The organism is Variovorax sp. W1I1, assembly GCF_030815625.1.
GTDB classification, from domain to species: Bacteria; Pseudomonadota; Gammaproteobacteria; order Burkholderiales; family Burkholderiaceae_C; genus Variovorax; species Variovorax paradoxus_C.
In genome coordinates, this window is the sequence record NZ_JAUSWZ010000001.1 from 912,485 (window position 1) to 935,061 (window position 22,577).

The 22,577-nt window shown below is 66.3% G+C and carries 18 protein-coding genes; 5 read left to right on the plus strand and 13 right to left on the minus strand.

The features are described 5' to 3' along the window. Positions 1–3: 3 nt before the first annotated feature. The 3 genes from QFZ83_RS04470 to gcl are packed head-to-tail and all read right to left on the minus strand — an operon-like array spanning position 4 to position 3,543. Positions 4–915: a 2-hydroxy-3-oxopropionate reductase gene (locus QFZ83_RS04470; RefSeq protein WP_307503102.1), complete on the minus strand. Its 912-nt coding sequence runs from the start codon at positions 913–915 to the stop codon at positions 4–6. Between the two features lie 28 nt (positions 916–943). Next, complete coding sequence (hyi, locus tag QFZ83_RS04475; protein WP_307503105.1) at positions 944–1,723, minus strand: hydroxypyruvate isomerase; 780 nt, start codon at positions 1,721–1,723, stop codon at positions 944–946. Between the two features lie 26 nt (positions 1,724–1,749). Next, a complete protein-coding gene (gene gcl, locus QFZ83_RS04480; RefSeq protein WP_307503108.1) occupies positions 1,750–3,543 on the minus strand; it encodes a glyoxylate carboligase in 1,794 nt (597 codons plus the stop codon). A gap of 112 nt (positions 3,544–3,655) precedes the next feature. On the opposite strand from gcl, the gene QFZ83_RS04485 reads away from it, so the two are divergent. Beyond that, on the plus strand, positions 3,656–4,558 hold the full coding sequence (locus tag QFZ83_RS04485) for a LysR family transcriptional regulator (RefSeq protein ID WP_013542945.1): 903 nt from the start codon (positions 3,656–3,658) through the stop codon (positions 4,556–4,558). A 308-nt stretch (positions 4,559–4,866) separates the two neighbouring features. Here QFZ83_RS04485 and QFZ83_RS04490 read toward each other — a convergent pair whose 3' ends face one another. The 5 genes from QFZ83_RS04490 to QFZ83_RS04510 all read right to left on the minus strand — a co-directional run bounded on the left by QFZ83_RS04490 (position 4,867) and on the right by QFZ83_RS04510 (position 10,295). Beyond that, positions 4,867–6,363 carry a carotenoid oxygenase family protein gene (locus QFZ83_RS04490; protein WP_307503111.1) on the minus strand — a complete coding sequence of 499 codons (1,497 nt, stop codon included), beginning with the start codon at positions 6,361–6,363 and terminating at the stop codon, positions 4,867–4,869. 7 nt (positions 6,364–6,370) lie between these two features. Beyond that, on the minus strand, positions 6,371–6,805 hold the full coding sequence (locus QFZ83_RS04495; protein WP_307503114.1) for a DUF2141 domain-containing protein: 435 nt from the start codon (positions 6,803–6,805) through the stop codon (positions 6,371–6,373). 146 nt (positions 6,806–6,951) lie between these two features. Next, a complete protein-coding gene (locus QFZ83_RS04500; RefSeq protein WP_307503117.1) occupies positions 6,952–8,085 on the minus strand; it encodes an AI-2E family transporter in 1,134 nt (377 codons plus the stop codon). A gap of 165 nt (positions 8,086–8,250) precedes the next feature. Beyond that, on the minus strand, positions 8,251–8,955 hold the full coding sequence (locus QFZ83_RS04505; protein ID WP_306880716.1) for a GntR family transcriptional regulator: 705 nt from the start codon (positions 8,953–8,955) through the stop codon (positions 8,251–8,253). 5 nt (positions 8,956–8,960) lie between these two features. Beyond that, a complete protein-coding gene (locus QFZ83_RS04510) occupies positions 8,961–10,295 on the minus strand; it encodes a C4-dicarboxylate transporter DctA (RefSeq protein WP_307503121.1) in 1,335 nt (444 codons plus the stop codon). Between the two features lie 350 nt (positions 10,296–10,645). On the opposite strand from QFZ83_RS04510, the gene QFZ83_RS04515 reads away from it, so the two are divergent. Further along, positions 10,646–11,503, plus strand: coding sequence for an aldo/keto reductase (locus QFZ83_RS04515; protein WP_307503124.1), 858 nt, complete (start codon positions 10,646–10,648; stop codon positions 11,501–11,503). 6 nt (positions 11,504–11,509) lie between these two features. Here QFZ83_RS04515 and QFZ83_RS04520 read toward each other — a convergent pair whose 3' ends face one another. The 5 genes from QFZ83_RS04520 to QFZ83_RS04540 form a co-directional block, all read right to left on the minus strand. Then, the gene (locus QFZ83_RS04520) at positions 11,510–13,015 is read right to left on the minus strand and encodes a nucleobase:cation symporter-2 family protein (protein WP_307503127.1); all 1,506 of its coding nucleotides are present in this window, start codon (positions 13,013–13,015) and stop codon (positions 11,510–11,512) included. Positions 13,016–13,179: 164 nt separating this feature from the next. Further along, positions 13,180–13,944 carry a GntR family transcriptional regulator gene (locus QFZ83_RS04525; RefSeq protein WP_307503130.1) on the minus strand — a complete coding sequence of 255 codons (765 nt, stop codon included), beginning with the start codon at positions 13,942–13,944 and terminating at the stop codon, positions 13,180–13,182. Between the two features lie 49 nt (positions 13,945–13,993). Next, positions 13,994–14,731 (minus strand): aspartate/glutamate racemase family protein, encoded by a 738-nt coding sequence (locus tag QFZ83_RS04530; protein ID WP_307503133.1) that lies wholly within the window; start codon positions 14,729–14,731, stop codon positions 13,994–13,996. Positions 14,732–14,760: 29 nt separating this feature from the next. Beyond that, positions 14,761–16,254 carry an NCS1 family nucleobase:cation symporter-1 gene (locus QFZ83_RS04535; RefSeq protein ID WP_307503135.1) on the minus strand — a complete coding sequence of 498 codons (1,494 nt, stop codon included), beginning with the start codon at positions 16,252–16,254 and terminating at the stop codon, positions 14,761–14,763. Between the two features lie 382 nt (positions 16,255–16,636). After that, positions 16,637–17,068 (minus strand): helix-turn-helix domain-containing protein, encoded by a 432-nt coding sequence (locus QFZ83_RS04540; protein WP_307503140.1) that lies wholly within the window; start codon positions 17,066–17,068, stop codon positions 16,637–16,639. Between the two features lie 309 nt (positions 17,069–17,377). On the opposite strand from QFZ83_RS04540, the gene QFZ83_RS04545 reads away from it, so the two are divergent. The 3 genes from QFZ83_RS04545 to QFZ83_RS04555 all read left to right on the plus strand — a co-directional run bounded on the left by QFZ83_RS04545 (position 17,378) and on the right by QFZ83_RS04555 (position 22,399). After that, complete coding sequence (locus QFZ83_RS04545) at positions 17,378–18,313, plus strand: LysR family transcriptional regulator (protein ID WP_234974815.1); 936 nt, start codon at positions 17,378–17,380, stop codon at positions 18,311–18,313. Positions 18,314–18,743: 430 nt separating this feature from the next. Beyond that, entirely contained in the window at positions 18,744–19,355 is a 612-nt protein-coding gene (locus QFZ83_RS04550; protein WP_307503143.1) for a hypothetical protein, read from the plus strand. A 143-nt stretch (positions 19,356–19,498) separates the two neighbouring features. Next, positions 19,499–22,399, plus strand: coding sequence for a hypothetical protein (locus QFZ83_RS04555; protein ID WP_307503146.1), 2,901 nt, complete (start codon positions 19,499–19,501; stop codon positions 22,397–22,399). Positions 22,400–22,577: the final 178 nt, after the last annotated feature.

Sequence of the window (22,577 nt, forward strand, 5' to 3'; positions counted from 1 at the left end):
GGCTCAGTCCGGGGTGACGGTGTGCTGGGCGAGCGCTTCGAGCGCCTTGACCAGCGCCGAGTGATCCGACTGCCCGTGGCCGAGCGCCGCGCAGGCATTCATCAGCTGCGCCGCACCCGCCGTCTGCGGCAGCGCCACGCCCAGCGAACGCGCGCTCTGCAGCGCGAGGTTCAGGTCCTTCTGGTGCAGCGCGATGCGGAAGCCCGGCGCGAAGGTGCGCTTGATCATCCGTTCGCCGTGCACTTCGAGAATGCGCGAGCTCGCGAAGCCGCCCATCAGCGCCTGGCGCACCTTCGCCGGATCGGCGCCCGCCTTCGAGGCGAACAGCAGCGCTTCGCCCACGGCGGCGATGTTCAGCGCCACGATGATCTGGTTGGCCACCTTGCAGACCTGGCCGTCGCCCACGGCGCCGACCAGCGTGACGTTCTTGCCCATCTTGTCGAGCATCGGCTTCACGCGCTCGAAGGTGCCTTCGTCGCCGCCGCACATGATCGTGAGGCTCGCGGCCTTGGCGCCCACTTCGCCGCCGGAGACCGGCGCGTCGATGTAGCCGCAGCCGAGCGCGACGATGCGCTTGGCGAAGGCCTTGGTGGCGATCGGGTCGATGGAGCTGCAGTCCACCACGATCTTGCCGCGCGAGTCCTTCAGGCCCTCGGCCACGCCGTGCGTGCCCGGCTCGCCGAAGAGCACCTTTTCCACGTCGGGCGTGTCCGGCACCATGATGAAGATGATGTCGGCCTGGCGCGCCACTTCGGCCGCCGAGGCGCAGATCTTCGCCTTCGAAATGAAGGGCTCGGGCGTGTTGCCTTGCGTGTTCACGAAGAGCTGGTGGCCCGCGTCGAGCAGGTGGCCCGCCATGGGCGCGCCCATGATGCCGAGGCCGATGAATCCGATTTTCTGGGGGCTTGTCGTCATGTCTCTTTTTCCGATCTGAAGTTGTCTTTTATTGCGTGAGCGCTTCGCGCCATCCGAGGCCATTGACCGTGTCGCTGCGCGGCTTGTATTCGCAGCCGATCCAGCCGTCGTAGCCCAGCGAATCGATGTGCTTGAAGAGCCACGGGTAGTTGATCTCGCCCGTGCCCGGCTCGCCGCGGCCGGGGTTGTCGGCCAGCTGGATGTGGCCGATCTGCGCGAGGTGCTTGGTCAGCGTGTTGCCGAGCTCGCCCTCCATGCGCTGCGCGTGATAGATGTCGTACTGCACCTTCAGGTTCGGCGAACCCACAGCCTCGATCAGCGCCAGCGCCTTGTCGGTGCGGTTCAGGTAGAAGCCCGGAATGTCGAAGGTGTTGATCGGCTCGATCAGCATGCGGATGCCGGCCGCCTCCAGCTCCCGCGCGGCCAGGCGCAGGTTGTCGATCACCGTGCGGTTGACCACATTGATGTCGGCGCCCTCGGGCACCTTGCCGATCAGGCAGTTGACCTGCGGGCAACCGAGCGCGCTTGCGTAGTCGATCGCCATGCCGATGCCTTCGGCGAATTCGCCGGTGCGGTCGGTAAGGCAGGCGATGCCGCGCTCGCCCTTGTCCCAGTCGCCGGCAGGCAGGTTGTGCAGCACCTGCTGCAGGCCGTTGGTGCGGAGCGCCGCGGCGAGTTCCTTCTTCTCGAAGGGGTAGGGAAAGAGGTACTCGACCCCCTTGAAGCCCGCCTTGGCGGCGGCTTCGAAGCGTTGCATGAACGGCAGCTCGGTGAAGAGCATCGTGAGGTTGGCTGCGAACTTGGGCATCTGTGTCTCCTTGCTTGTTCGCTTGCTCAGTCCAGCATCTCGGCCGCGACCGCGGTGGGCGCATCGGCCGGGTGCTCGGCCAGCGGCTCGAACTCGGTGATGTTGTCGATCTCGGTGCCCATCGCGATGTTGGTCACGCGCTCGAGCATCACCTCGATGACGACCGGCACGCTGAACTCCGCCATGAGCGCCTCGGCGCGCTGGATCGCCGGTGCGATCTCTTCCTGCTTGTTCACGCGGATCGCCTTGCAGCCCAGGCCTTCGACGACCTTCAGGTGATCGACGCCATAGCTGCTCTCGATGCCGGCGTCCGGACCTGCATTGATGTTGTCGAACGCGAGCTGCACGCAGTAGTCCATCTCGAAGCCGCGCTGCGCCTGGCGGATGAGGCCGAGGTAGGAGTTGTTCACCACGATGTGGATGTACGGCAGCTTGAACTGCGCGCCCACGGCCAGCTCCTCGATCATGAACTGGAAGTCGTAGTCGCCCGAGAGCGCGACGATCTTGCGCGTCGGGTCGGCGGCGCGCACGCCCAGCGCGGCGGGAATGGTCCAGCCCAGCGGGCCGGCCTGGCCGCAGTTGATCCAGTGGCGCGGGTTGTACACGTGGAGGAACTGCGCAGCCGCGATCTGCGAGAGCCCGATGGTGCTCACGTAGCAGGTGTCGTTGCTGAAGTTGTTGTTCATGCACTGGTACACGCGCTGCGGCTTCATCGGTACGCTGTCGAAGTTGGTCTTGCGCAGCATCGTCTTCTTGCGCTCGATGCACGACTTGGCCCACTCGCGGCGGTCGGTGAGCTTGCCGGCGGCCTTCATTTCCTCGGCGACGGCGACGAACTGCTCCAGCGCGGCCTTGGCGTCCGAGACGATGCCGAAGTCGGGCGTGAACACGCGGCCGATCTGCGTGGGCTCGATGTCCACGTGCACGAACTTGCGGCCCTTGGTGTAGACGTCGACCGAGCCCGTGTGGCGGTTGGCCCAGCGGTTGCCGATGCCCAGCACGAAGTCGGAAGCGAGCATCGTCGCGTTGCCGTAGCGGTGGCTCGTTTGCAGGCCGCACATGCCGGCCATGAGCGGATGGTCGTCGGGGATCGCGCCCCAGCCCATCAGCGTCGGGATCACCGGCACGCCGGTGGCTTCGGCAAAACGCACGAGCAGGTCGGACGCATCGGCGTTGATGACGCCGCCGCCGGCCACGATCAGCGGGCGCTCGGCCGCTTGCAGCATGCCGATGGCCTTCTCGATCTGGGCGCGCGTGGCGGCCGGCTTGTAGGGGGTGAGGGGCTCGTAGCTGTCGATGTCGAATTCGATCTCGGCCATCTGCACGTCGAAAGGCAGGTCGATGAGCACGGGGCCGGGGCGGCCCGAGCGCATCAGGTGGAAGGCCTGCTGGAACACCTGCGGCACCTGGCCGGGCTCGCGCACCGTGACCGACCACTTGGTGACCGGCTTGGAGATCGATTCGATGTCGACCGCCTGGAAGTCTTCCTTGTAGAGACGTGCGCGCGGCGCCTGGCCGGTGATGCAGAGGATCGGAATTGAATCGGCCCAGGCCGAGTACAGGCCCGTGATCATGTCCGTGCCCGCCGGCCCTGAGGTGCCGATGCAAACGCCGATGTTGCCGGCCACCGCACGCGTGTAGCCCTCGGCCATGTGCGAGGCGCCCTCGACGTGGCGCGCGAGGATGTGCGAGATGCTGCCGCGCTGGCGCAGCGCCGAATACATCGGGTTGATGGCCGCGCCGGGCACGCCGAAGGCCTGCGTGACGCCTTCTTTTTCCATCACAAGCACAGCGGCTTGGACTGCTTTCATTTTTGCCATGGGACTGTCTCCGTTAAGTGACGTCCACTGTAGGAAGCAGGGGCCATTCGAAGAAGACGGCTGCGGACCATAAAACCTATTCCGTGGCGGAATAACTGGCTACCATCCGCGAATGGACAGACTCTTGGCAATGGAAATGTTCGTGCGGGTCGTGGAGACCGGCAGCTTCTCGAAAGCAGCGCGCGAGTTCAACACCACGCAACCCACCGTGACCAAGCAGATCGCGGCGACGGAAACGCGGCTGAAGGTGCGGCTGCTCAACCGCAATACGCGCGGCGTGAGCCTCACGGAACCGGGCGCGCTCTACTACGAGAAGTGCAAGACCATCGTGCGCGATGCCGAGGAGGCCGACAGCATCGTGCAGCTGCGGCAGAACCAGGCGCAGGGGCTGCTGCGCGTAGGCACCTCGGTGGCGTTCGGGCGGCGCGTGGTGGTGCCGCTCGCGCTCGAGTACATGCGCAGGCATCCACAGGTGCAGCTCGACCTGAGTTTCGAGGACCGCTACGTCGACCTCATCGCGCAGGGCATCGACGTGGCGATCCGCATGGGCAAGCTGGCCGATTCGTCGCTGGGTGCGCGCTACCTCGGCGCGAACCCGTGGGTCATGGTGGCGGCGCCGGGCTACCTGAAGAAGCACGGCACGCCCAAGCGCGCGCAGGACCTCGGCGCGCACGTGGCGCTCATCTACAGCAGCGTGGTGGGCGACGAGTTCTGGCGCATGCACACGCCAAAGGGCGAGCCGGTGACGGTGCCGGTCTCGGGTCGCTTTCGCTCGAACAATCTTTCGGCCGTGCTGGCGGCCGCGCGCGACGGGCTGGGCATTGCGCTCATGCCGCGCTATGTGGCGAGCGAGTCCATGGCGGCAGGCAAGGTGGTCGCGGTGCTCGGCGACCATGCGCTGCCCGAGCAGGAGATTCATGCCGTGTTTCCGTCGCCCAAGCTGGTGCCGGGCAAGGTGTCGGGCTTCGTGGCGTTCCTGCAAGGGCGGTTCGACGAAGGCTGGTGGGCAGCGTGAAGGTCGGATGCGGGATTCATTCAAGGCGCGTGCACAGGCCGCCGGGTACTCCCCTCCGCGAATGTCCCCCGGCTTCGCCTTCTCCTTGATTTCGCTGCGGGGAGTACCCGACGCCCTGCGCACATGGGCACGCTGCTGGTGATCGGGCGATCAACCACCGCCGCTTGCAACGCTCGCGCCGATGGGGTGCCTTGCGCAGCGAAATCAAGGAGGAGGCCGCAGGCCGGGGGACATTCGCGGAGCAAGGTACCCCGTCGGCGTGAGTGCGCCCTGAATAACGCGCTCTGCCACGAAACAGTACGCCGGCTTCAGGCCGGAACGAACGCCCCGTGCAGGCCCAACGGAAGCGCATACGGTAGGACGGCCTGCGCCACCGGACCCGAAGCCAAGTGATCGGCAGCGAAGCACGACAGCACCGTCTTCTGTCGGCCGAAGTCGAGCACTGTGCCCAACACCCAACCCGGCTTCGAACCATCGGGCACGAAAACGTGCTCTTCCACGATGGATCGCGGCCCGTAGCTGAAGCGCTGGCTGCGACCGGTTTCGACATCCGTGCGCGCGACCGCACCGAAGCCCGGCAGGCCGGATCGCAGCTGCGTCGCGTGCACCACCTGGCGATGGCGCAGGCCGACGCGCCTCGGATCGATGCGCGGAAACTCCGCCTCCAGCGGCAGTGCTTTCTGCGTGGCCTCGCCAGTGGCCAGATTCAGCGTGGCGACGGTCAGGTGAGGGCGGGTGCTTCTTGCGACGCGCGCCCGCATCAGTTCGCGGTTGGTGGTGAACACCGAATCGGCGTTGTCCGAGCGCACGTAGTCGATGTGGATCCGCGTGCCGCGCGGCGTGTCTTCTTCCCAGGCGTTGCCCACGTGGAACAGGAAGCCGGCCGGCAGCGCGAGCATCTGGCGCTTGTCCCAATTCTGTTTGTCGACCACCAGCGCGCGCATGCCGAGTTCGGGCCGCCAGACATGCGCGTCGAGAAAGCTCGCGCCGGCTTCCTTGCGCTTGCCGTCGTAGACCAGCGGCGGCATCAGGAACACCAGGTGCCGATCGGTGACAGCGAAGTCGTGGACCATCCCGATGTCGGGCACCGGCAGCGCGGTCGCGCGGCGAAGCACCCCGTCGGCGGCGATCTCGTACAGCGCCATCAGACCTTGGCTGCTGCTGACACCGAAGTTCCAGACCGTGCCGTCGGGGTCCACCTTGGGGTGGGCCGAGAAGGGCATGCCCGCGAGGTCGGGGCGCCAGGCCTTTACGCCCAGCGTGTTCAGCGTGCGCGCATCGACGCGCGTGGCCGAGCCGCCCTCCCACAGCGCCAGCACCTCGCCCTGCAACGGCAGCACGCTGGTGTTCGCGACGTTGATGCTGTCGGCCGAAGTCGGCGGCTCGACGCCCGGCGGCATGGTGCCGAAGGCCTCGAACAGACGGCGCCCGGCCCGCACCTCGGCCACGCGCTTGGGCGTGGCGACATACCGGCCCTGATGGCGTACGTCGGCGCCGTCGATGACGAAGCGGTGCACCATGCCGTCGCCGTCGAACCAGTGGTGGTAGCGCTCGCCGCCCAGATCGTGGCCCGCCGGGCCGATGCGGAACAGCGTGCCGGCGACGGCGTCGGGGAAGCGCCCGCGCACCGTGGCGCGGATCAGCGGCAGGTCGCCGGGCGGCGTGGCGAAGCCGGTCTTCCAGGGCGCGTCGGCGGCCTCGAAATCGGCCTGCCAGGTGTCCTTGCCCGCGGCGCGCGCCAGGGGCGCGAGAAGAGAGAGCGCACCGGCCGAAGCCAGCAGGCGCATGAGTTCGCGTCTTTGCATGGCGGCCTCAGCGCAGGTGGATGACGGTCTGCAGGTCGGTGTCGATGCCGATCGCGGCGGCGTCGAATTCTGGTGCGCCGCGGTTGCCCTTGGCGTCGTTCGAGAAGCCATAGCGTTCGGTGGGCATGCCGAAGAGGTTGGTGTCGAGCTTGCCGTTGCCGTTTTCGTCGGCGAACACGCGCACCGCATAGCGGCCCGGCGCGAGGCCCGGAAACACGAGCTGCGCCGCACCGGCGCGCATAGGCACCATCTGCGAAGCCAGCGCGTTGCCCGCGAAGCCGGCTGCGCTGTCGTAGAGCGCGACGTACAGCGTGGCGTCGGCGGCGGGGCCATCGGCCACGCTCAGGCGCAGGTCGGCGGCGAGCGCGCCCAGCGGCGCGAGGAGGGCGGCGGCGCACATCGCGCGCACGGCCGGACGGGAGGGGAGAGCGAAAAGATGCATGGCGGGCCTCGTTGCAGTGAAGAGGCCCCGACGATCTCGCAGGCACCTGGCGGTGCCCAGCGGCATGCGACGAAATGCGGAAATGCGCGCGCCAGATGCAGAAATTGCGCGCGACCGGCGCGAGAAGCGCCGGCAACCTGCCGGGTTCAGCCCTTCTTGCGGTTCTCGGGCAGGGCGGCCGGGTCGGCGGCTTCGGGCGCCTGCGGCGGCTCGATCGTCTGGTGGCCGTTGCCCACGTGCCCCGAGTCTGCGAACAGGCTCCACGCCGCCATGAACAGCGCCGCGATCACCGGCCCGATCACGAAGCCGTTGATGCCGAAGATCGCCATGCCGCCGATGGTGGACATCAGCACGATGTAGTCGGGCATCTGCGTGTCCTTGCCCACGAGCACGGGGCGCAGGATGTTGTCGACCAGGCCGATCACGAACACGCCCACGAAGATCAGCACGCCGCCCTGCCAGAAGTGCCCCGTGGCCAGGAAGTAGATGGCCACCGGCCCCCAGATGAGCGCCGCGCCCACGGCGGGCAGGAGCGACAGGAAGGCCATCAGCACCGCCCACAGCAGCGCGCCCTGCACGCCGAGGAACCAGAACGCGAGCCCGCCGATGGTGCCCTGCGCGATGGCCACGGCTACGTTGCCCTTCACGGTGGCGCGGATCACGGTGGTGAACTTGTTGAGCAGGTAGTGCGTGTGCGGCTTGGCGAGCGGCACGGCGTCGCGCATGGTCTTGGAGAGCGTCGCGCCGTCGCGCACCAGGAAGTACAGGAGGTACAGCATCACGAAGAAGCTGACGATGAAGTCGAAGGTGTTCTGGCCGATGGCCAGCGCCTGGCTCGCGATGATCTGGCTGGCCTGCCCGGCGGCTGTGGAAATGCGGGCCTGCCAGGCCGCCATGTCGCCGAGGTTGAAGCGCTCCACCAGGCTCAGCAGCCACTGCGGCGAGGCATCGAGGATCTGCTGGAAGTAGGCCGCGAAGTTGATCTGCCCCGAACGGATGTTCTGCGTGACCAGCGCGATTTCCTGCACCAGCGACACGCCCACCATCGCCAGCGGCAGGATCACGATGAAGAGGCAGATCGCCAGCGTCGCGAGCGCGGCGGCATTGGGCTTGCCGCGCATCTTCTTGAGCAGCCACTTGTAGAGCGGCGTGAACAGGATCGCCAGCGCCACGCCCCACAGCACCGCGCCGAAGAACGGCAACAGCACCCAGACGAAGGCGGCGGTGACGACGGCGAGCAGGGCGAGGAACACGCCGCGCTGGAGTTGGGGTGAGTTCATAAGTGTCTCGGACTGTAGCCGAGCAGGGCGGCGCGATCCTGTCAGCGGGCACGCCCTTGTGCACAGCCGCGCCGAGGGCGGGCGAATTCGCTTGCAGCCATTGCTGGCTCTTCGCCGCGTGCTATCTCATCGATAGCGTGCCGCGGCACTAATGCACGGACGGCTTCAGCGTTTGGCGCGCGGCAGCGCGATCGGCGCGAGCGTGGCGCGCAGGCGGCTCGGCGCATCGGGCTCGGCGGTGGCATCCACCTCGAGCGCGCGCTCGACGTTGCCGATGTGATCGAGCATCAGGCGGCGCGCCTTGTCCGTATCGCCTTCTTCGAGTGCCGCGACGATGGCGCCGTGCTCCGCGCACGACTGCCCCGCCTCGTGCTTCGACTGGTAGAGCGTGGCCGCCAGCGTGGTGCGCGCCGTGAGGTCGCGCAGCACATCGACCAGCAACTGGTGCCCCATCTGCTCGGCGAGGCAGACATGAAAGTCCGCCAGCAGGAAGGCGCGCGTTGCGGCGTCGGCGCCTTCGATGGCGCGCTGCTCGTCGGCGATGTGGTCGCGCAGCTTGCGGATCACCTTGCCCAGCGGCCGGCCTTCGCTCGCGGCCAGGATGCCGGCCTCGACGATGCGGCGCGCCGAGAAGGCATCGCGCGCTTCCTCGGCCGATGGCTCCACCACGTACCAGCCGCGGCGCGACTGCACCTCGACGAAGCCGCGCGCCTGCAACTGCATGAGCGCCTCGCGCACCATCGTGCGGCTCACCGCGAAGTTCTCGGCCAGGGCCTGCTCGCCCAGTCGCTCGCCCGGCGCGAGCTTCTGCGCGAGGATCGCCTCGACGACGCGCTCGGCGATGGCGGTGGGGCTGACGTCGTTGGCCATTGTTTTCAGTGGGTGGTGGAAGTGGATGCAGCGACGGTGTTTGTCACGGGCGCGTCGGCGAGCGGCTCGTCGTCCGGCGTGTACGTGCCGTCGAGCACCGCATGCGCGCGCTCGCGGTCGATGTCGCCTTCCCACGCGGCAATCGCCACCGTCGCCACGCAGTTGCCGATCAGGTTGCCAAGCGCGCGGGCGATGCCCATGAACCAGTCCACCGACAGCACCAGCACGAGGCCGATGGCGGGAATCGCCGGAATCGCATGCAGCGTCGCGGCCAGCACGACGATGGCCGAGCCCGGCACGCCGTGCGCGCCCTTGGAGGTGACCAGCGCGATCGCCAGGATCGTGAGCAGGTCCGCCATCGAGATCGGCGTGTTGGTGGCTTGCGCGATGAACACCGCCGCGAGCGTGATGTAGATCGAGAAGGCATCGAGGTTGAACGAGTAGCCGGTCGGGATCACCAGGCCCACTGTCGAATCGCGGATGCCCATGCGGCGCAGCTTGGCCATGATCTGCGGCAGCACGCTGTCCGACGAGGTGGTGGCGAACACGATGGCGAGCTCTTCGCGCAGGTACCGCAGCAGCTTCCACAGGCTGAAGCCCGAGAAGCGCATCACCAGCCCCAGCACCACGAATACGAAGATCAACACCGCGCCGTAGAAGAGCGCGACCAGCATGCCCAGCTGCTTGAGCGAGCCGATGCCGTACTGCCCCACCGTGAACGCGATGGCGCCCAGCACGCCGAGCGGCGCCAGCTTGATGATGATCCCCATGATCTTGAAGAGCACCAGCGAGAGCGCGTCCACCACCACCGCCACCGGCTTGCCGCGATCGCCCAGGAGCGACAGCGCGCAGCCGAACAGCACCGCGAACAGCAGCACCTGCAGCACGTCGCCCGTGGCGAAGGCGTTGACCACCGTGGTGGGAATCAGCTTCATCAGGAACTCGACCGTGCCGCCGCTCGTGAGCTTGTCGGCGTTCGATGCATAGGCGCTCATGGCGGCCGGGTCGAGCTTGGCCGGGTCCACGTTCATGCCCACGCCCGGCTGGAACACGAAGGCCAGCGCCAGGCCCATGGCCAGCGCGACGGTGGTGAGCACCTCGAAGTAGATGAGCGCCTTGACGCCCACGCGCCCCACGCGCTTCAGGTCCCCCGCGCCCGCGATGCCGTGCACGACGACGCAGAACACCAGCACCGGGATGATCATCTTGATCAGCTTGATGAAGCCGTCACCCAGCGGCTTGAGCTTGACGGCGTACTCGGGCCAGAAGAGGCCGGCGAGCACGCCCAGCACCAGCGCGATGACCACCTGACCGAAGAGCGATTTGGCGAAGCGAGGCATGGGAGTCTCCTGTCTTTATGTCTTGTCGAGGGTTGCATGCAAGGGTCGCTTTTTCTTGCATACAAGAAATGTAGGCAAGAAGGGTTCGGGGGCGGCAGAGGGTATTCCCGGGCGTTCGGGAATCCGAAGGCGCAACCCAGTGGTATCGAATACCGATGCTTTTTCGATCTGTCGGGGCCGATGGATCAGGCATCTCGTACCCTCGATGCAGCCGACCTTCAACATCAGCCACCGACATGCACGCCATCCTCATCCATGGCCGTGATCCGCGGCCTCGGCCGAACACCCGTCACCCCCGGGCCGCGGGCATGCACGCCGTTCTCCTGCATCGCCCTCGTACCATTGGCCGCATGCGAACACTCCCACTCCCCACCGGCGGCGAGATGCCGGTCCTCGGCCTCGGCACCTGGCGCATGGGCGAGGTGGCTTCTCGTCGCGCGGCCGAGGTCGCCGCGGTGCGCGAAGCCATCGTGCTGGGCTACCGGCTCATCGACACCGCCGAGATGTACGGCGAAGGCGGTGCCGAGACTGTGCTCGGCCAGGCCATCGGCGAGTCGCTGCGCGCCGGCGACGTGCGGCGCGACGAGCTCTTCATCGTGAGCAAGGTCTACCCACACAACGCGAGCCGCCGCGGCACGCGCGAGGCTTGCGAGCGCAGCCTCAAACGATTGGGGCTCGATGCCATCGACCTCTACCTGTTGCACTGGCGCGGCAGCCATCCATTGAGCGAGACGGTCGAGGCGATGCATGCGCTGGTGTCTGACGGGCGCATCGGTCACTGGGGCGTGAGCAACTTCGACACCGATGACATGGAAGAGCTGGATGGCGTCATCGGCGATGGCCCCGGCTGCGCAGCGAACCAGGTGTACCTATCGCTCGGCGAGCGCGGCCCCGAGTTCAGTCTGCTGCCCTGGCTGCGCGAACACGGCATGCCGTTGATGGCCTACAGCCCGATCGACCAGGGCGCGTTGGCCGAAGACGATGGGCTCAGTGAATTGGCCGAGCGCCTCGGCGTGACCGCCGCGCAGCTGGCATTGGCCGCGGTGATTGGGCGCCCAGGTGTCGTTGCGATTCCGAAGGCGGTGCGCAGCGCGCATCTGAAAGAAAACCTCGCAGCCGCCGAACTGAAGCTCGATGCGGCAACCCTCGCCGAACTGGATCGCCTGCACCCGCCGCCGCGGCGCAAGACGCCGCTGGCGATGATCTGATTTCCCTTAGTGCGCGTCCGCGTGCTTCGCCGCCGCAATCACCGCTTGCTCGTCGTGCTTCGCGCCATTGAGGAACAGGTTCAACAACACCGCCACGATCGACGCCAGCAAGATGCCCGACTCGATCAGCGAATGGATCGCATGCGGCATCCACTGCTTGAAGTTGGGCGCAATCAGCGGAATCATGCCGACGCCAATCGACACCGCGACGATCATCGCGTTGTGGCGATTCGTCTTGAAGTCCACGCCCGAGAGAATGCGGATGCCGGTGGCCGCGACCATGCCGAACATCACGAGGCCCGCGCCGCCGAGCACCACGGTGGGCAATGACTCCACCAGCGCCGCCATCTTCGGCAGCAGGCCCAGCACGATGAGGATCACGCCGCCTGCCACGCACACATAGCGGCTCTTGATGCCGGTGACGGCCACGAGGCCCACGTTCTGCGAGAAGCTGGTGTACGGAAAGGTGTTGAAGATGCCGCCGATCAGCGTGCCCAGGCCGTCGGTGCGCAAACCCTTGGCAAGGTCCTTCTGCGTGATCTTGCGGTCGGTCATTTCGCCGAGCGCGAGGAACATGCCGGTCGATTCGATCATCACCACGATCATGATCAGCGTCATCGTCAAGATGAGGATCGGGTCGAACTGCGGCATGCCGAAGTGAAAGGGCAGCACGATGTCGACCCACGCGGCCTTGCCGACTTTCTCGTAGGTCATGAGGCCGGTGAATGTGGCGACCACCGCGCCGATCACGATGCCCAGCAGCACCGAGATGTTGGCGACGAAGCCCTTGGCGTACTTGACGATCAAGAGAATCGACAAGAGCACCAGCGCGGCCACGCCGAAGCCCGAGAGGTCCGCGTACTTGGGGTTGGGCACGGTGGGCATGATCGCGAAGCCCTTGGGCACCGCGGGAATGGAGCTGCCCGGCGAGGTCACTTCAGCGAGCCACTTCGCATACACCGGGTCGACCAGCGCAGGTGCCGTCGGCCCCACGGGGTTGCCGAAGATCCAGTTGATGCCCACGCGCATCAGGCTGATGCCGATGACCGCGATGATCGTGCCCGTGACCACCGGCGGAAAGAACCGCAGCATGCGGCTCACGAGCGGCGCGATGAGTATCGACACCACGCCTGCGCCGATGATCGCGCCGAAGAGCAACTGCGCGCCGTTCTGACCGGGGTTGGCATTGGCAATCGCCACCATCGGCGCGACCGACGCGAAGGTCACGCCCATCATCACCGGCAGCTTGATGCCGAAGAACTGCGTGGCGCCCAGCGCCTGGATCAGCGTGGCGATGCCGCAGCAGAAGAGGTCGGCCGAAATGAGCAGTGCGACTTCATCGGGCGAGAGCTTGAGCGCGCGGCCGACGATGAGCGGCACCGCGACGGCGCCCGCATACATCACCAGCACGTGCTGCAGGCCGAGGGCCGCGAGCTTGCCGGAGGGCAGGCGCTGGTCCACCGGGTGGACTGTTGAAACAGCGGAAGAATCGGAAAGGGTCTCGGCCGTCATCGTGTATCTCCTGGCGCAGCAAGGGGAGAGAAGGCGCGGACGGCGCGGCGTTTCGCGGCGTCCACAAAGTGTGTACGCGAAACTGTATACAATTTATGCGGCAATACGGATGCAGGAAAACCCGCATCGCAGCGCGCAATGGTGTCGGGCTGTTTCCGGTGGTTCTAGGCGAGCAGGGCCTTGACCAGGTCGAGTTGCCGGTCGGGCTTGTCGCTGCCCAATTCAAGGCTCGCCTCGATGCGTTCGAGGTGCTCGGTCATACAGACCACAGCGCCTTCGACATCACCCTTGCGGCAGATGCGAAGGAAATCGGAGTGCTCGTCCGACGAGCAGTGCGGATCGTTCGACGAGTGATACAGCATCGCGATCAGCGAACTGCGCGCCACCAGCTCGCGCACCAGCGTGGCCAGCGTGCGGTTGCCCGTGAACTCGGCCAGCGCCACGTGAAAATCGCCCAGCACCTTCTCGCGCACCGTGCCCATCGCGGGGCTCTGGCGCAGCGCCGTGCGCTCGAACTTGATGTGCTGCTCCAGCACCTGGTAGTCGCGCGGCCGTGCATTGGCGATGAAGAGTCGCACCACTTCGCTCTCGAGGATGCGGCGCACCGCGAACACCTCGCGCGCCTCCTGCACCGTGGGCTGCGACACGAAGGCACCCTTGTCGGGAATCATCTCGATGAGCTTGTCCTTCGACAGCATCAAGAGCGCCGCGCGCACCTTGGTGCGACTCACCGAATAGACACGACCCAGCGCCTCTTCGCGCAGCCACGTGCCGGGCGGCAGGCGCTTCTCGACGATCGCGGTGGCGATGTCCTGGGCGATGCGCTCGATGGAGCTTCCCTTGCCAACGGCTGCACCGTTCTCGGCCGGAGTGGCGATGGTGTCGGTCGGGGCGGGGGAGGCGATGGTTTTGGAGCTGGCGCGGGGCATGCGGAGATTGTGGCTCAGCGTCCGATGCCTTCGCCTGCACCAGCCCGCATCACCCGCGCAGCGTGAAGCCTTCGAGGGCGCCCGTCATGGTCTTGGGCAGCGGCCGCGCGAGTTCGCCGCGCTTGCTGGTCTTGAGCTTCAGCGTGACCAGCGATTCGATGAGCTTGGTGCCTGCGGCCACGCCGTCGATCACCGGCACGCCCAGCAGGTCGCTGATGTGCTCGCACAGGTCGGTCATGCCGGCGCAGCCGAGCACGATGCAGTCGGAGCCGTCTTCTTCGAGCGCGCGCCGGCATTCGTCGACGATGCGTTCGCGCGCGTTGGAACCCGGCTCTTCAAGCTCAAGCACCGGCAGCTCGCACGCACGCACGTTGGCGCAGAAGCGCTCCATGCCGTAGATCTCGGCCAGGTGCCAAGCCTGGCCCATCGTGCGGCCCAGCGTGGTGACCACGCTGAAGCGGCTGCCAATCATGCTGGCCAGGTGCATCGCCGCTTCGGCGATGCCGACCACCGGGCCGCGCGCGAGTTCGCGTGCAGCCTTCAGGCCCGGGTCGCCGAAGCAGGCGATCACGTAGCCGTCGATGCCCTCGCGCTCGCCCGCTGCAATCTCCTGCAGCAGGCCGGGCACGGCCAGCGCTTCGTCGTAGTGGCTCTCGATGGAGACCGGCCCCATGGCCGGGCTGACCGCGACGATTTCCGTGCCGGCGTGCGCCACCGCGCGGGCGCAGGCGCCGATCTTCTCGGTCATGCTCCAGGTGGTGTTGGGATTGATGATCTTGATGCGCACGGCGCGGCCCTTTCTTTCTCTTCGGTGTTTCAAGTCTTGTTGTTGCGGTTCAAAAGCACGTAGAGCACGAAGCCCAGGCCCATGCCGATGAAGCACGCATAGTTCGCGCCACCGCGCAGCACCGGCACCATCACGCAGAGGATGGGCACGAGGGCCGAGGGCACCAGCGCCTGGATCGCCTTCGGGTTGTAGCCGCCGCTGTACCAGTACTTGCCCTGCTTGCTCATGGTGTAGAGCGCGTCGACGTCGATCTTCTGCTTGCGCACGATGTAGTAGTCGGCAATCAGGATGCCGAACAGCGGACCGATGAACGAACCCAGCACGTCGAGCGTGTAGTGAATGACTTCGGGGCTGTTGTAGAGGTTCCACGGCGTCAAGAACACCGAACCCACCGCGGCGATCATGCCGCCCGTGCGCCAGCTGATGTGCTGCGGCGCCACGTTCGAGAAGTCGAAGGCCGGCGAGACGAAGTTGGCGACGATGTTGATGCCGATGGTGGCGATCATGAAGGTCAGCGCGCCCAGCACGACGGCGGTGGTGCTGTCGATCTTGCCCACGGTATGCACCGGATCGGTGATGAGTTCACCGAACACGGGCAGCGTGGCGGCGGTGGTGATCACGGTCAGCAGCGAGAAGAACACGAAGTTGATGGGCAGGCCCCAGAAGTTGCCCTTCTTCACCGCGTCGAAGCTCTTGCCGTAGCGCGAGAAGTCGCCGAAATTGAGCATCGGACCGCTGAAGTAGCTCACCACCAGCGCAATGGCCGAGAGCATCACCGGCAGCGCGTCCCAGCCCTGGAACTTGATGCCGCCCAGGTTCAGGTCGATCTTGCTCCAGCCGGCCTTCCACACCAGCCAGCCGCACAGCACGGCCATCACCACGTACACGGCCGGACCGGCCCAGTCGATGAACTTGCGAATGGCTTCCATGCCGTGCCAGAACACGAAGGCCTGCAGCACCCACATGACCATGAAGGCGACCCAGCCGAGGGCGGAGAGGCCGACGAAGCCGTGCTGCGCGACATCGGCGTACGGCGCGAGGTTCGGGAACATGTGCAGCGCCAGCACCATGAAGGCGGCCGACGCCAGATAGGTCTGCACGCCGTACCAGGCCACCGCGATCAGCCCGCGGATGATGGCCGGGATGTTCGCGCCCAGCACGCCGAAGGACGCGCGGCACACCACCGGGTAGGGCACGCCCGTCACCTGGCTGGGCTTGGCCACGAGGTTGCAGAAGAACTGCACGATCACGATGCCCACGAGCAGCGACACCAGCACCTGCCAGCTCGACAAGCCCAGCGCGAACAGGCTGCCGGCCGTGATGTAGCCGCCCACGCTGTGCACGTCGGACATCCAGAACGCGAAGATGTTGTATTGGCCCCAGGTCTGCTTCTTGAGCGGCGCGAGGTCCTCGTTGGTCAGGCGCGGGTCGTAGCCGGGCTTGATGAGGGCGTTCGATTCCGCGTGCGGCGCAAGGCCCGCTTCGCTGGCCCCGGCGGGGGCGTGGCTCACAACTGTGCTCATGGTCTTTTCCTCGTGCAAGTGTTGGGAAGATGAAGCCCGTTTTCGACGCAAATATCGCGCCACATATCGAGTGCGTTATTTGTATACAAAAAATGCACGCAATCAAGACCATTCGGGGAATCATATATCCGTAGATTCCCTGATGCGGCTGGCCGTCATGAAGTGCGTCGCCATTTCGCCCCCCCAACGGTCGCAGTCAGGTTCCGACTTTCGCCAGGCGGGCGAAAGCCTATGGACGCTGCATCACTGCGCACGCGGCTCTTCGTCGCCGGCTCTCAGGCACTTCTTGACGGGGTTGCGAGGCAGGCCTGTACGCCTGGCTATCTCGCGAATGCACATCTGCGCGCAGGGCCCAGCCCTAGCGGTTGTTTGCCAGCCGGACTCAGAGCCCCTGGACGAGGTCTTCCTGTTCAAGGTCGGTGGGCGCGTCGATCACCCTGGACAGCCTCGATTGCCAGCCAATCAACCAGAGGTGGAGTTCGGCGTGTTCTGCTTGCGTGAGCTTCGCTCCTCGCAAGGCCACCTCGTCGAATTTGGTCAGCACCTCGCCCACGGGCAGCTGGACTGTCTCCGAGAGTCGCGTCGGGCGCTTTGCCCACTTGGGCGCGTCACCTGTCGCCAGCCACCGCGCATGGACACGGAAGTAGTCCGCGATGGCAAACAGATACGACGAGTTGATGCCGTTGTTGCGGCCGGACAGCCAGTTCGAGATCGCGGGACGCGACACGCCGCAGTGCCGCGCCAGATCAGCCTGCCACCCCCGGTCGGCATTTGCCGCGAGCTCGTTCAATCGTTCGCTGAAACTGCCGCTCATCTGCATCGCTCCACCTTGAAAACTGCGATTTGACCGAGGCGGCCGAACAGAAGGTGCCGCCGCTTGCTCAGGGAACCGGAGCCGCAGTAATCCTGTTCGCAAGACGGCTGCAGTGGCGGACATCGGAGCCCTTCGCACGCCTGCACGTTTGTCGAAAAAAGGTGAACTATTCCCGCTACTTCCTGAATTTGCTGTGACAAATGTTAACAGTTGCAGGCTCTTCGTTTGAGAATGTGAACCAAAGGTTTCCTGGAAAACCCTGGACTCCCTGGCCCCGCGGCGCAGCACAGATGCTCTCAAGCCGCAGGAATGTTTCACGGAAAAACAAACAAACGGACCTCCGAGCCGAAGATGCGAGACTTTTCTTTGTCCGATGTGCGGCTCTTCACGAAGGCCGCCCAACTCGGAGGATTGACGCCGGCGGCGGATGCCCTGAGCGTGCCCAAGGCGTCGGCTTCGCGCCAACTCCAGCGGCTCGAAGCGATGGTCGGGCACCAGCTGCTGCATCGCGGCTCCACACGGTTCGCGCTCACGGAAGAGGGTCGGGAGTTCCTGGTGGCGGCCGGGCAGGTGCTGACCATCCTGGACGACGTCATGCTGAGCTTGTCTTCAGGCGCAGGCACGCTGGCGGGGCGGCTGCGCGTCGCGGCCCCCCACTACTACGGCAGGGAACTGCTGGGGGTGCATCTGCCTGACTTCATGTCGGCCTACCCGCAACTGGAGGTCGTGGTCGAGACGGGCAACGACCGGGCCGACCTGTTTCGCGACGAGGCCGACGTGGCCATCCGCCGCGGACGCGAGGGTTGCGACGAGATGGTGGCGCGCCATCTGAAGAACGAGCCGATGGTGCTGTGCGCCACATCGGACTACCTTGCGCCGCGCCAAGCGATCGAGAGCGTGTCGGACCTGGCTCCGCACGCCTTCCTGGTCAGCGAAATCGAAGGACGCAAGAAGGAGATCAGCCTCTCGATCACGGGAAAGACCCATCGGCTGAACGTGGAGAGCGTCTTCCAGTCGGACGACCTGGAATTGATCCTGAAACTCACATTGGCCGCCAAAGGCATCGGCCTCGTTCCCTTGTCGCTGGCCCGATCGCACCTGGACAGCGGCGCGTTGTCGGCGGTGCTCCCGGCATTGAAATTGACGCCGCAGGAAATCAATCTTGTCTATTTACCGTCGCGCCGCCACTCGCCAAAGATCAAGACTTTTGTTGATTACGTTCTGAATATCTTCAAACAGTCTTGATCGATGCGGGCGCCGCCAAGACTCATTCAAACGCGGGGCTGACCCGAATTCCTCTACCTGTCGCAATTGCCGCGCGACCCGTTTTTCGGGCACATGCGGGTTGGGGATCTTGCGGTTGTTGGAATCGAGACTGTTGTTTCACATCAACGATTGTCGGCTCAGATTGATACCAAATTACTCATTTACAATACACTTGGTAACCATAAGAAATATGGGTTAACAACATGAGACCGGACTGACAGCGACAGAGAAATCGCGACAGTCCCGAGGGTGGCGTCCATTTCGAAGCAGTTCGAAAGCGGGTGTCAATCGCTCTTCCGAATACCGGCCTTTGCAAAGCCGGTGCTTTCTCCCGCGGCCCGAGCCGCTCAATTCATCACCGGCCGTGGGCTGGAGGTGGAGTCCTGTGTGTCTTGAATCTGGAGCAACCATGTCCATTAAAAAACTGACTCAAAAAATCCTGTCCCGCCGTCGCCTCTCGAGCCTGGGGGCGTGCGCGCTCCTGCTCGCCGGACTCAGCGGCTTCGCCGCCACCGCCGCAGCCCAGTCCGCGCCCACCCTGGAGGCCGGCCAGAAGAAGGTCGTTGCCGTCGTCCTCACCCAGTCCAAGGTGGTGAAGGACGCGCAGGGCCGGGAGCAACTGGTCGATGCCAGCTCGGTCAAGCCCGGCGACATCGTCGAGTACCGCGCGGTCTACACCAACAACACCGGCAAGCCGGTCACCGGCCTGGTGGCGGACCTTCCGATTCCCGAAGGCCTGGAGTACCAGCCGCGCAGCGCCAAGCCGGGCGCGGGCCTGGTCCAGGCCGCCGCCAAGGACGCCGTGTTCGGCGCCGAGCCGCTCGTGCGCAAGGCCGCCGGCAACAAGACCGAACCGGTGCCCTATGCCGACTACCGGTCGCTGCGCTGGACGCTGGGCCAGCTGCCCGCCAACGGCAGCACCGCCGTGAGCGCGCGCGTCAAGGTGGAGACGGTCGCGCCGGCCGCAACGCAGGTCTCGGTGGCAGCGCCGACGTCGCCGGCCGCGCCGGCACAGCGCTGATCCGGCGCCCCCGCCTTTTTCACCGTATCCCCAGCGACCGATTTTTTCGAGTGCAGCCCGGCTGCCGCGATTTCGAGCAACGAAACACGGCAACCGGGTTTTTTCATGTCCCACCGCCTTTTTGACAACCGAGGAGAAACCACGTGATTTCCATCCTGCCAACCCGGCGCGGCATCGGCTTCAAGCCGACCGCGTCCTGGGCCGGCGCCGCAGCCTTGACGCTGGGCTTCCTGTTCGGAAGCTCAGCCGCCCTGGCCGCGGCACCGCCTGCCAATACCGTCATCGGTAACCAGGCTTCAGCCACTTACTCCGACTCGGCCGGCACCACGCAGCTGGCCACGTCCAACCTGGTCCAGACCACGGTCCAGCAGGTGGGTTCCTTCACGCTCGACTCGGTCAACCAGGTCACGACGACCATCGTCAACACCAAGGTCGGCGCCGCGGGTTCCATCGTCTATGCACCGCACACGCTGACCAACACCGGCAACGGTACCGACACGTTCACGCTGACGGTCGATGCCGACGCCGACAAGTTCTCCAAGGTCGAGGTCTACGCCGATGCCAACGGCGACGGCGTGCCCGACGGCACCACCCCGCTGTGCACGGCCGCAGCCGCCGGCGTCTGCAGCGTGCCCGCCCAGAGCGTGGCCGGCAACAACGGCGTGTTCCGCTTCGTCGTGGCCTACACGATCCCCGGCACGGCCAGCGGCGCCGGTGCTTTTGAAACGGCGACCATCACCGCCACTCCGGGTACCACGGCGCTGTACACCGCGCCCAACACCTCGGCGGCCGACAAGGATCAGGTCACGCTGACGACGGACGCGGCGTTCAACGTCACCAAGTCGATCGGCATTCCGTCCGTGGCTGGTCCGGGCAATGGCGCCTGGCCGACCGCGACCAGCGGTGGTCCGCGCTCGACGGCGGCATGCGCCACGACCTGGTCGGCCGGCCTCGCTTCCAGCGCGACCTGCCAGTACACGGTCTACACGCTCACGTTCAACAACACGGGCGGCGCACCAGGCAGGTTCGCAATGTCCGACGCACTGCCGAGCGGCATGACCTACGTCGCGGGTTCCGCGGTGTGGAGCAGCGCACCCGGCACGGCACTGGGCGACGGCGTGGGCGGCGATCCGGCCGGCATCGACTTCCAGGTGAGCGGCAATACGCTGAACACCGTGGTTGCCGCGCTGGGCCAGAACGTGACGCAGACCGTGAGCTTCGTGGTGCTGGTGAACAGCAACGCGGCGATCGGCACTTCGACCACCACCAACGTGGCGAAGTTCGAGCCGGCCAACGTTCCCTTGACGATCACGGCGGCAGCCATCGGCACGCCGAGCTCGAGCACCAACCCGTCGGCCTACACGGTCGTGGCGAGCTACAGCATCGCGGTGGGTACCAACCCATCGACCGCTGCCACCGCCGTCGACACGACGCCCGGCACGCCCAACGCCACCGCAGCCGACTTGACCACGCGTCCTTCGGTCGTGGCCGGCGGCAGCGTCAAGTTCGCGCAGTCGGTGTTCAACGCGGGCACCGGCACCGACACCGTGAACCTCACGGTGGCGGCAGGCACGTTCCCGGCAGGCACGACCTTCGTGCTGTTCGCGGCAGACGGCGTCACGCCGCTGCTGGACACCACCGGCGACGGCGTGCCCGACACCGGCCCGATCGCGGCCGGCGGCAGCGTCAACATCGTGGTGCAGGCCAACGTGCCGTCCGCCACGGCAGTGGGCGCCGGTCCGTTCGCTGCCACGGTGACGGGTCGCTCCGCGGGCGACGCGACCAAGATCGATGCCACGCTCGATCGCGTGACCATCGTCGTCGGTTCGCTGGTCGACCTGACCAACACCGCGGCAGGCACGGGCACCGGCTCGGTGGCCGGCGGTGACCTGGGCCCCGGCCCGAGCCCGCTGCCTACCACGACCAACGCAACGGCCGCCGGCACCGGCACCGTGTTCGCGCTGTTCGTCAAGAACAACGACTCGGTCAACAACACCTACAACCTGGCAGCCAGCCAGTCGACCAGCTTCCCCGGCACCCTGCCGACCGGCTGGACGGTGAAGTTCGTGGCCTCGGGCGGCACCTGCGCATCGGCGGCGATCACCAGCGTGGCCGTCAATGCCGGCGCGCAAGGCGATGTCGCTGCCTGCGTGACGCCGCCTGCCACGCAGTCGCCCGTCACCGCGCAGAAGGTCTACTTCCAGGTGCAGTCCACCGCCGTCGCCTCGACCGGTGTGATCGTGTCCGACACGAAGACCGACGCCGTGACCGTCACCGCCGCACTGGTGTCGAGCGCCACGCTCACGCCGAACAACAGCGGCCAGCTCGCACCGGGCGGCACCGTGGTGTATCCGCACACGCTGACCAACACCGGCAACCAGAGCTGCGGTGCGTACACGCTGACGGCCACCGTGCCGGCGGCCGACGCCTCGCTCGGCTGGACCACCGCGATCTACCTGGACGTCAACGGTGACGGCCAGATCGACGCGGGCGACACGCTGGTGACCGGCCCGCAAGCCGGCCCGCTGGCCGTGGGCGCATCGCAGAAGCTGCTGGTGCGCGTGTTCGCACCGGGCGGCGCCAGCGCCGGCGCAACCGACACCACGACCGTGACCGCGACCTTCAGCGGCCCCGCGAGCTGCGGCGCACCGTCGGCCACCGACATCAGCACCGTGATCACCGGCCAGATCCGCGTCCTCAAGACGCAGGCTGCCGACGTCGCCTGCGATGGCACGGCGGATGGCGCATTCGCGGCAGCGCCGCTGTCGCTCAAGCCGGGCCAGTGCATCGTCTACAAGGTCGTCGCCACCAACGAAGGCACCTCGCCGGTCACCAACATCGCGATCAACGATGCAGTGCCTGCGTACACCTCGCTGAGCGCCACGCAACCCACGGCTGCAACGCAGTGCACCTCGACCGGCGTGTCCGGTACGGCACTCGTCTACGCGCAGACCGCCACCGCGGTGAGCTGCGGCAGCGCCAGCAATTCCGTGGCCCCGAGCGGCACGGCCACGTTGACCTTCGCCGTGAAGATCAACCAGTAACGACAAGGGTTTGAGTCGCCGGCGGGCCTAGCGGTCCGCCGGCTTTCGCGAGGCGCTGCCGCATCGGCTCGCTTCGCCTTTTTCCCTTGCCGCTTCCAACAAAGCAGCACGCAACCGCACCTGTATTTGCAGGCGGCAGAGGAAAAAGTTTTTTTCGAGTTTTGACGGCTCGCGCCGC

Excerpts from the sequence above, each read along its gene's own strand:
- QFZ83_RS04470 (WP_307503102.1), bottom strand. The coding sequence starts at position 915 with ATGACGACAAGCCCCCAGAAAATCGGATTCATCGGCCTCGGCATCATG.
- hyi (WP_307503105.1), bottom strand. The coding sequence starts at position 1,723 with ATGCCCAAGTTCGCAGCCAACCTCACGATGCTCTTCACCGAGCTGCCG.
- gcl (WP_307503108.1), bottom strand. The coding sequence starts at position 3,543 with ATGGCAAAAATGAAAGCAGTCCAAGCCGCTGTGCTTGTGATGGAAAAA.
- QFZ83_RS04485 (WP_013542945.1), top strand. The coding sequence starts at position 3,656 with ATGGACAGACTCTTGGCAATGGAAATGTTCGTGCGGGTCGTGGAGACC.
- QFZ83_RS04490 (WP_307503111.1), bottom strand. The coding sequence starts at position 6,363 with ATGCAAAGACGCGAACTCATGCGCCTGCTGGCTTCGGCCGGTGCGCTC.
- QFZ83_RS04495 (WP_307503114.1), bottom strand. The coding sequence starts at position 6,805 with ATGCATCTTTTCGCTCTCCCCTCCCGTCCGGCCGTGCGCGCGATGTGC.
- QFZ83_RS04500 (WP_307503117.1), bottom strand. The coding sequence starts at position 8,085 with ATGAACTCACCCCAACTCCAGCGCGGCGTGTTCCTCGCCCTGCTCGCC.
- QFZ83_RS04505 (WP_306880716.1), bottom strand. The coding sequence starts at position 8,955 with ATGGCCAACGACGTCAGCCCCACCGCCATCGCCGAGCGCGTCGTCGAG.
- QFZ83_RS04510 (WP_307503121.1), bottom strand. The coding sequence starts at position 10,295 with ATGCCTCGCTTCGCCAAATCGCTCTTCGGTCAGGTGGTCATCGCGCTG.
- QFZ83_RS04515 (WP_307503124.1), top strand. The coding sequence starts at position 10,646 with ATGCGAACACTCCCACTCCCCACCGGCGGCGAGATGCCGGTCCTCGGC.
- QFZ83_RS04520 (WP_307503127.1), bottom strand. The coding sequence starts at position 13,015 with ATGACGGCCGAGACCCTTTCCGATTCTTCCGCTGTTTCAACAGTCCAC.
- QFZ83_RS04525 (WP_307503130.1), bottom strand. The coding sequence starts at position 13,944 with ATGCCCCGCGCCAGCTCCAAAACCATCGCCTCCCCCGCCCCGACCGAC.
- QFZ83_RS04535 (WP_307503135.1), bottom strand. The coding sequence starts at position 16,254 with ATGAGCACAGTTGTGAGCCACGCCCCCGCCGGGGCCAGCGAAGCGGGC.
- QFZ83_RS04540 (WP_307503140.1), bottom strand. The coding sequence starts at position 17,068 with ATGAGCGGCAGTTTCAGCGAACGATTGAACGAGCTCGCGGCAAATGCC.
- QFZ83_RS04545 (WP_234974815.1), top strand. The coding sequence starts at position 17,378 with ATGTTTCACGGAAAAACAAACAAACGGACCTCCGAGCCGAAGATGCGA.
- QFZ83_RS04550 (WP_307503143.1), top strand. The coding sequence starts at position 18,744 with ATGTCCATTAAAAAACTGACTCAAAAAATCCTGTCCCGCCGTCGCCTC.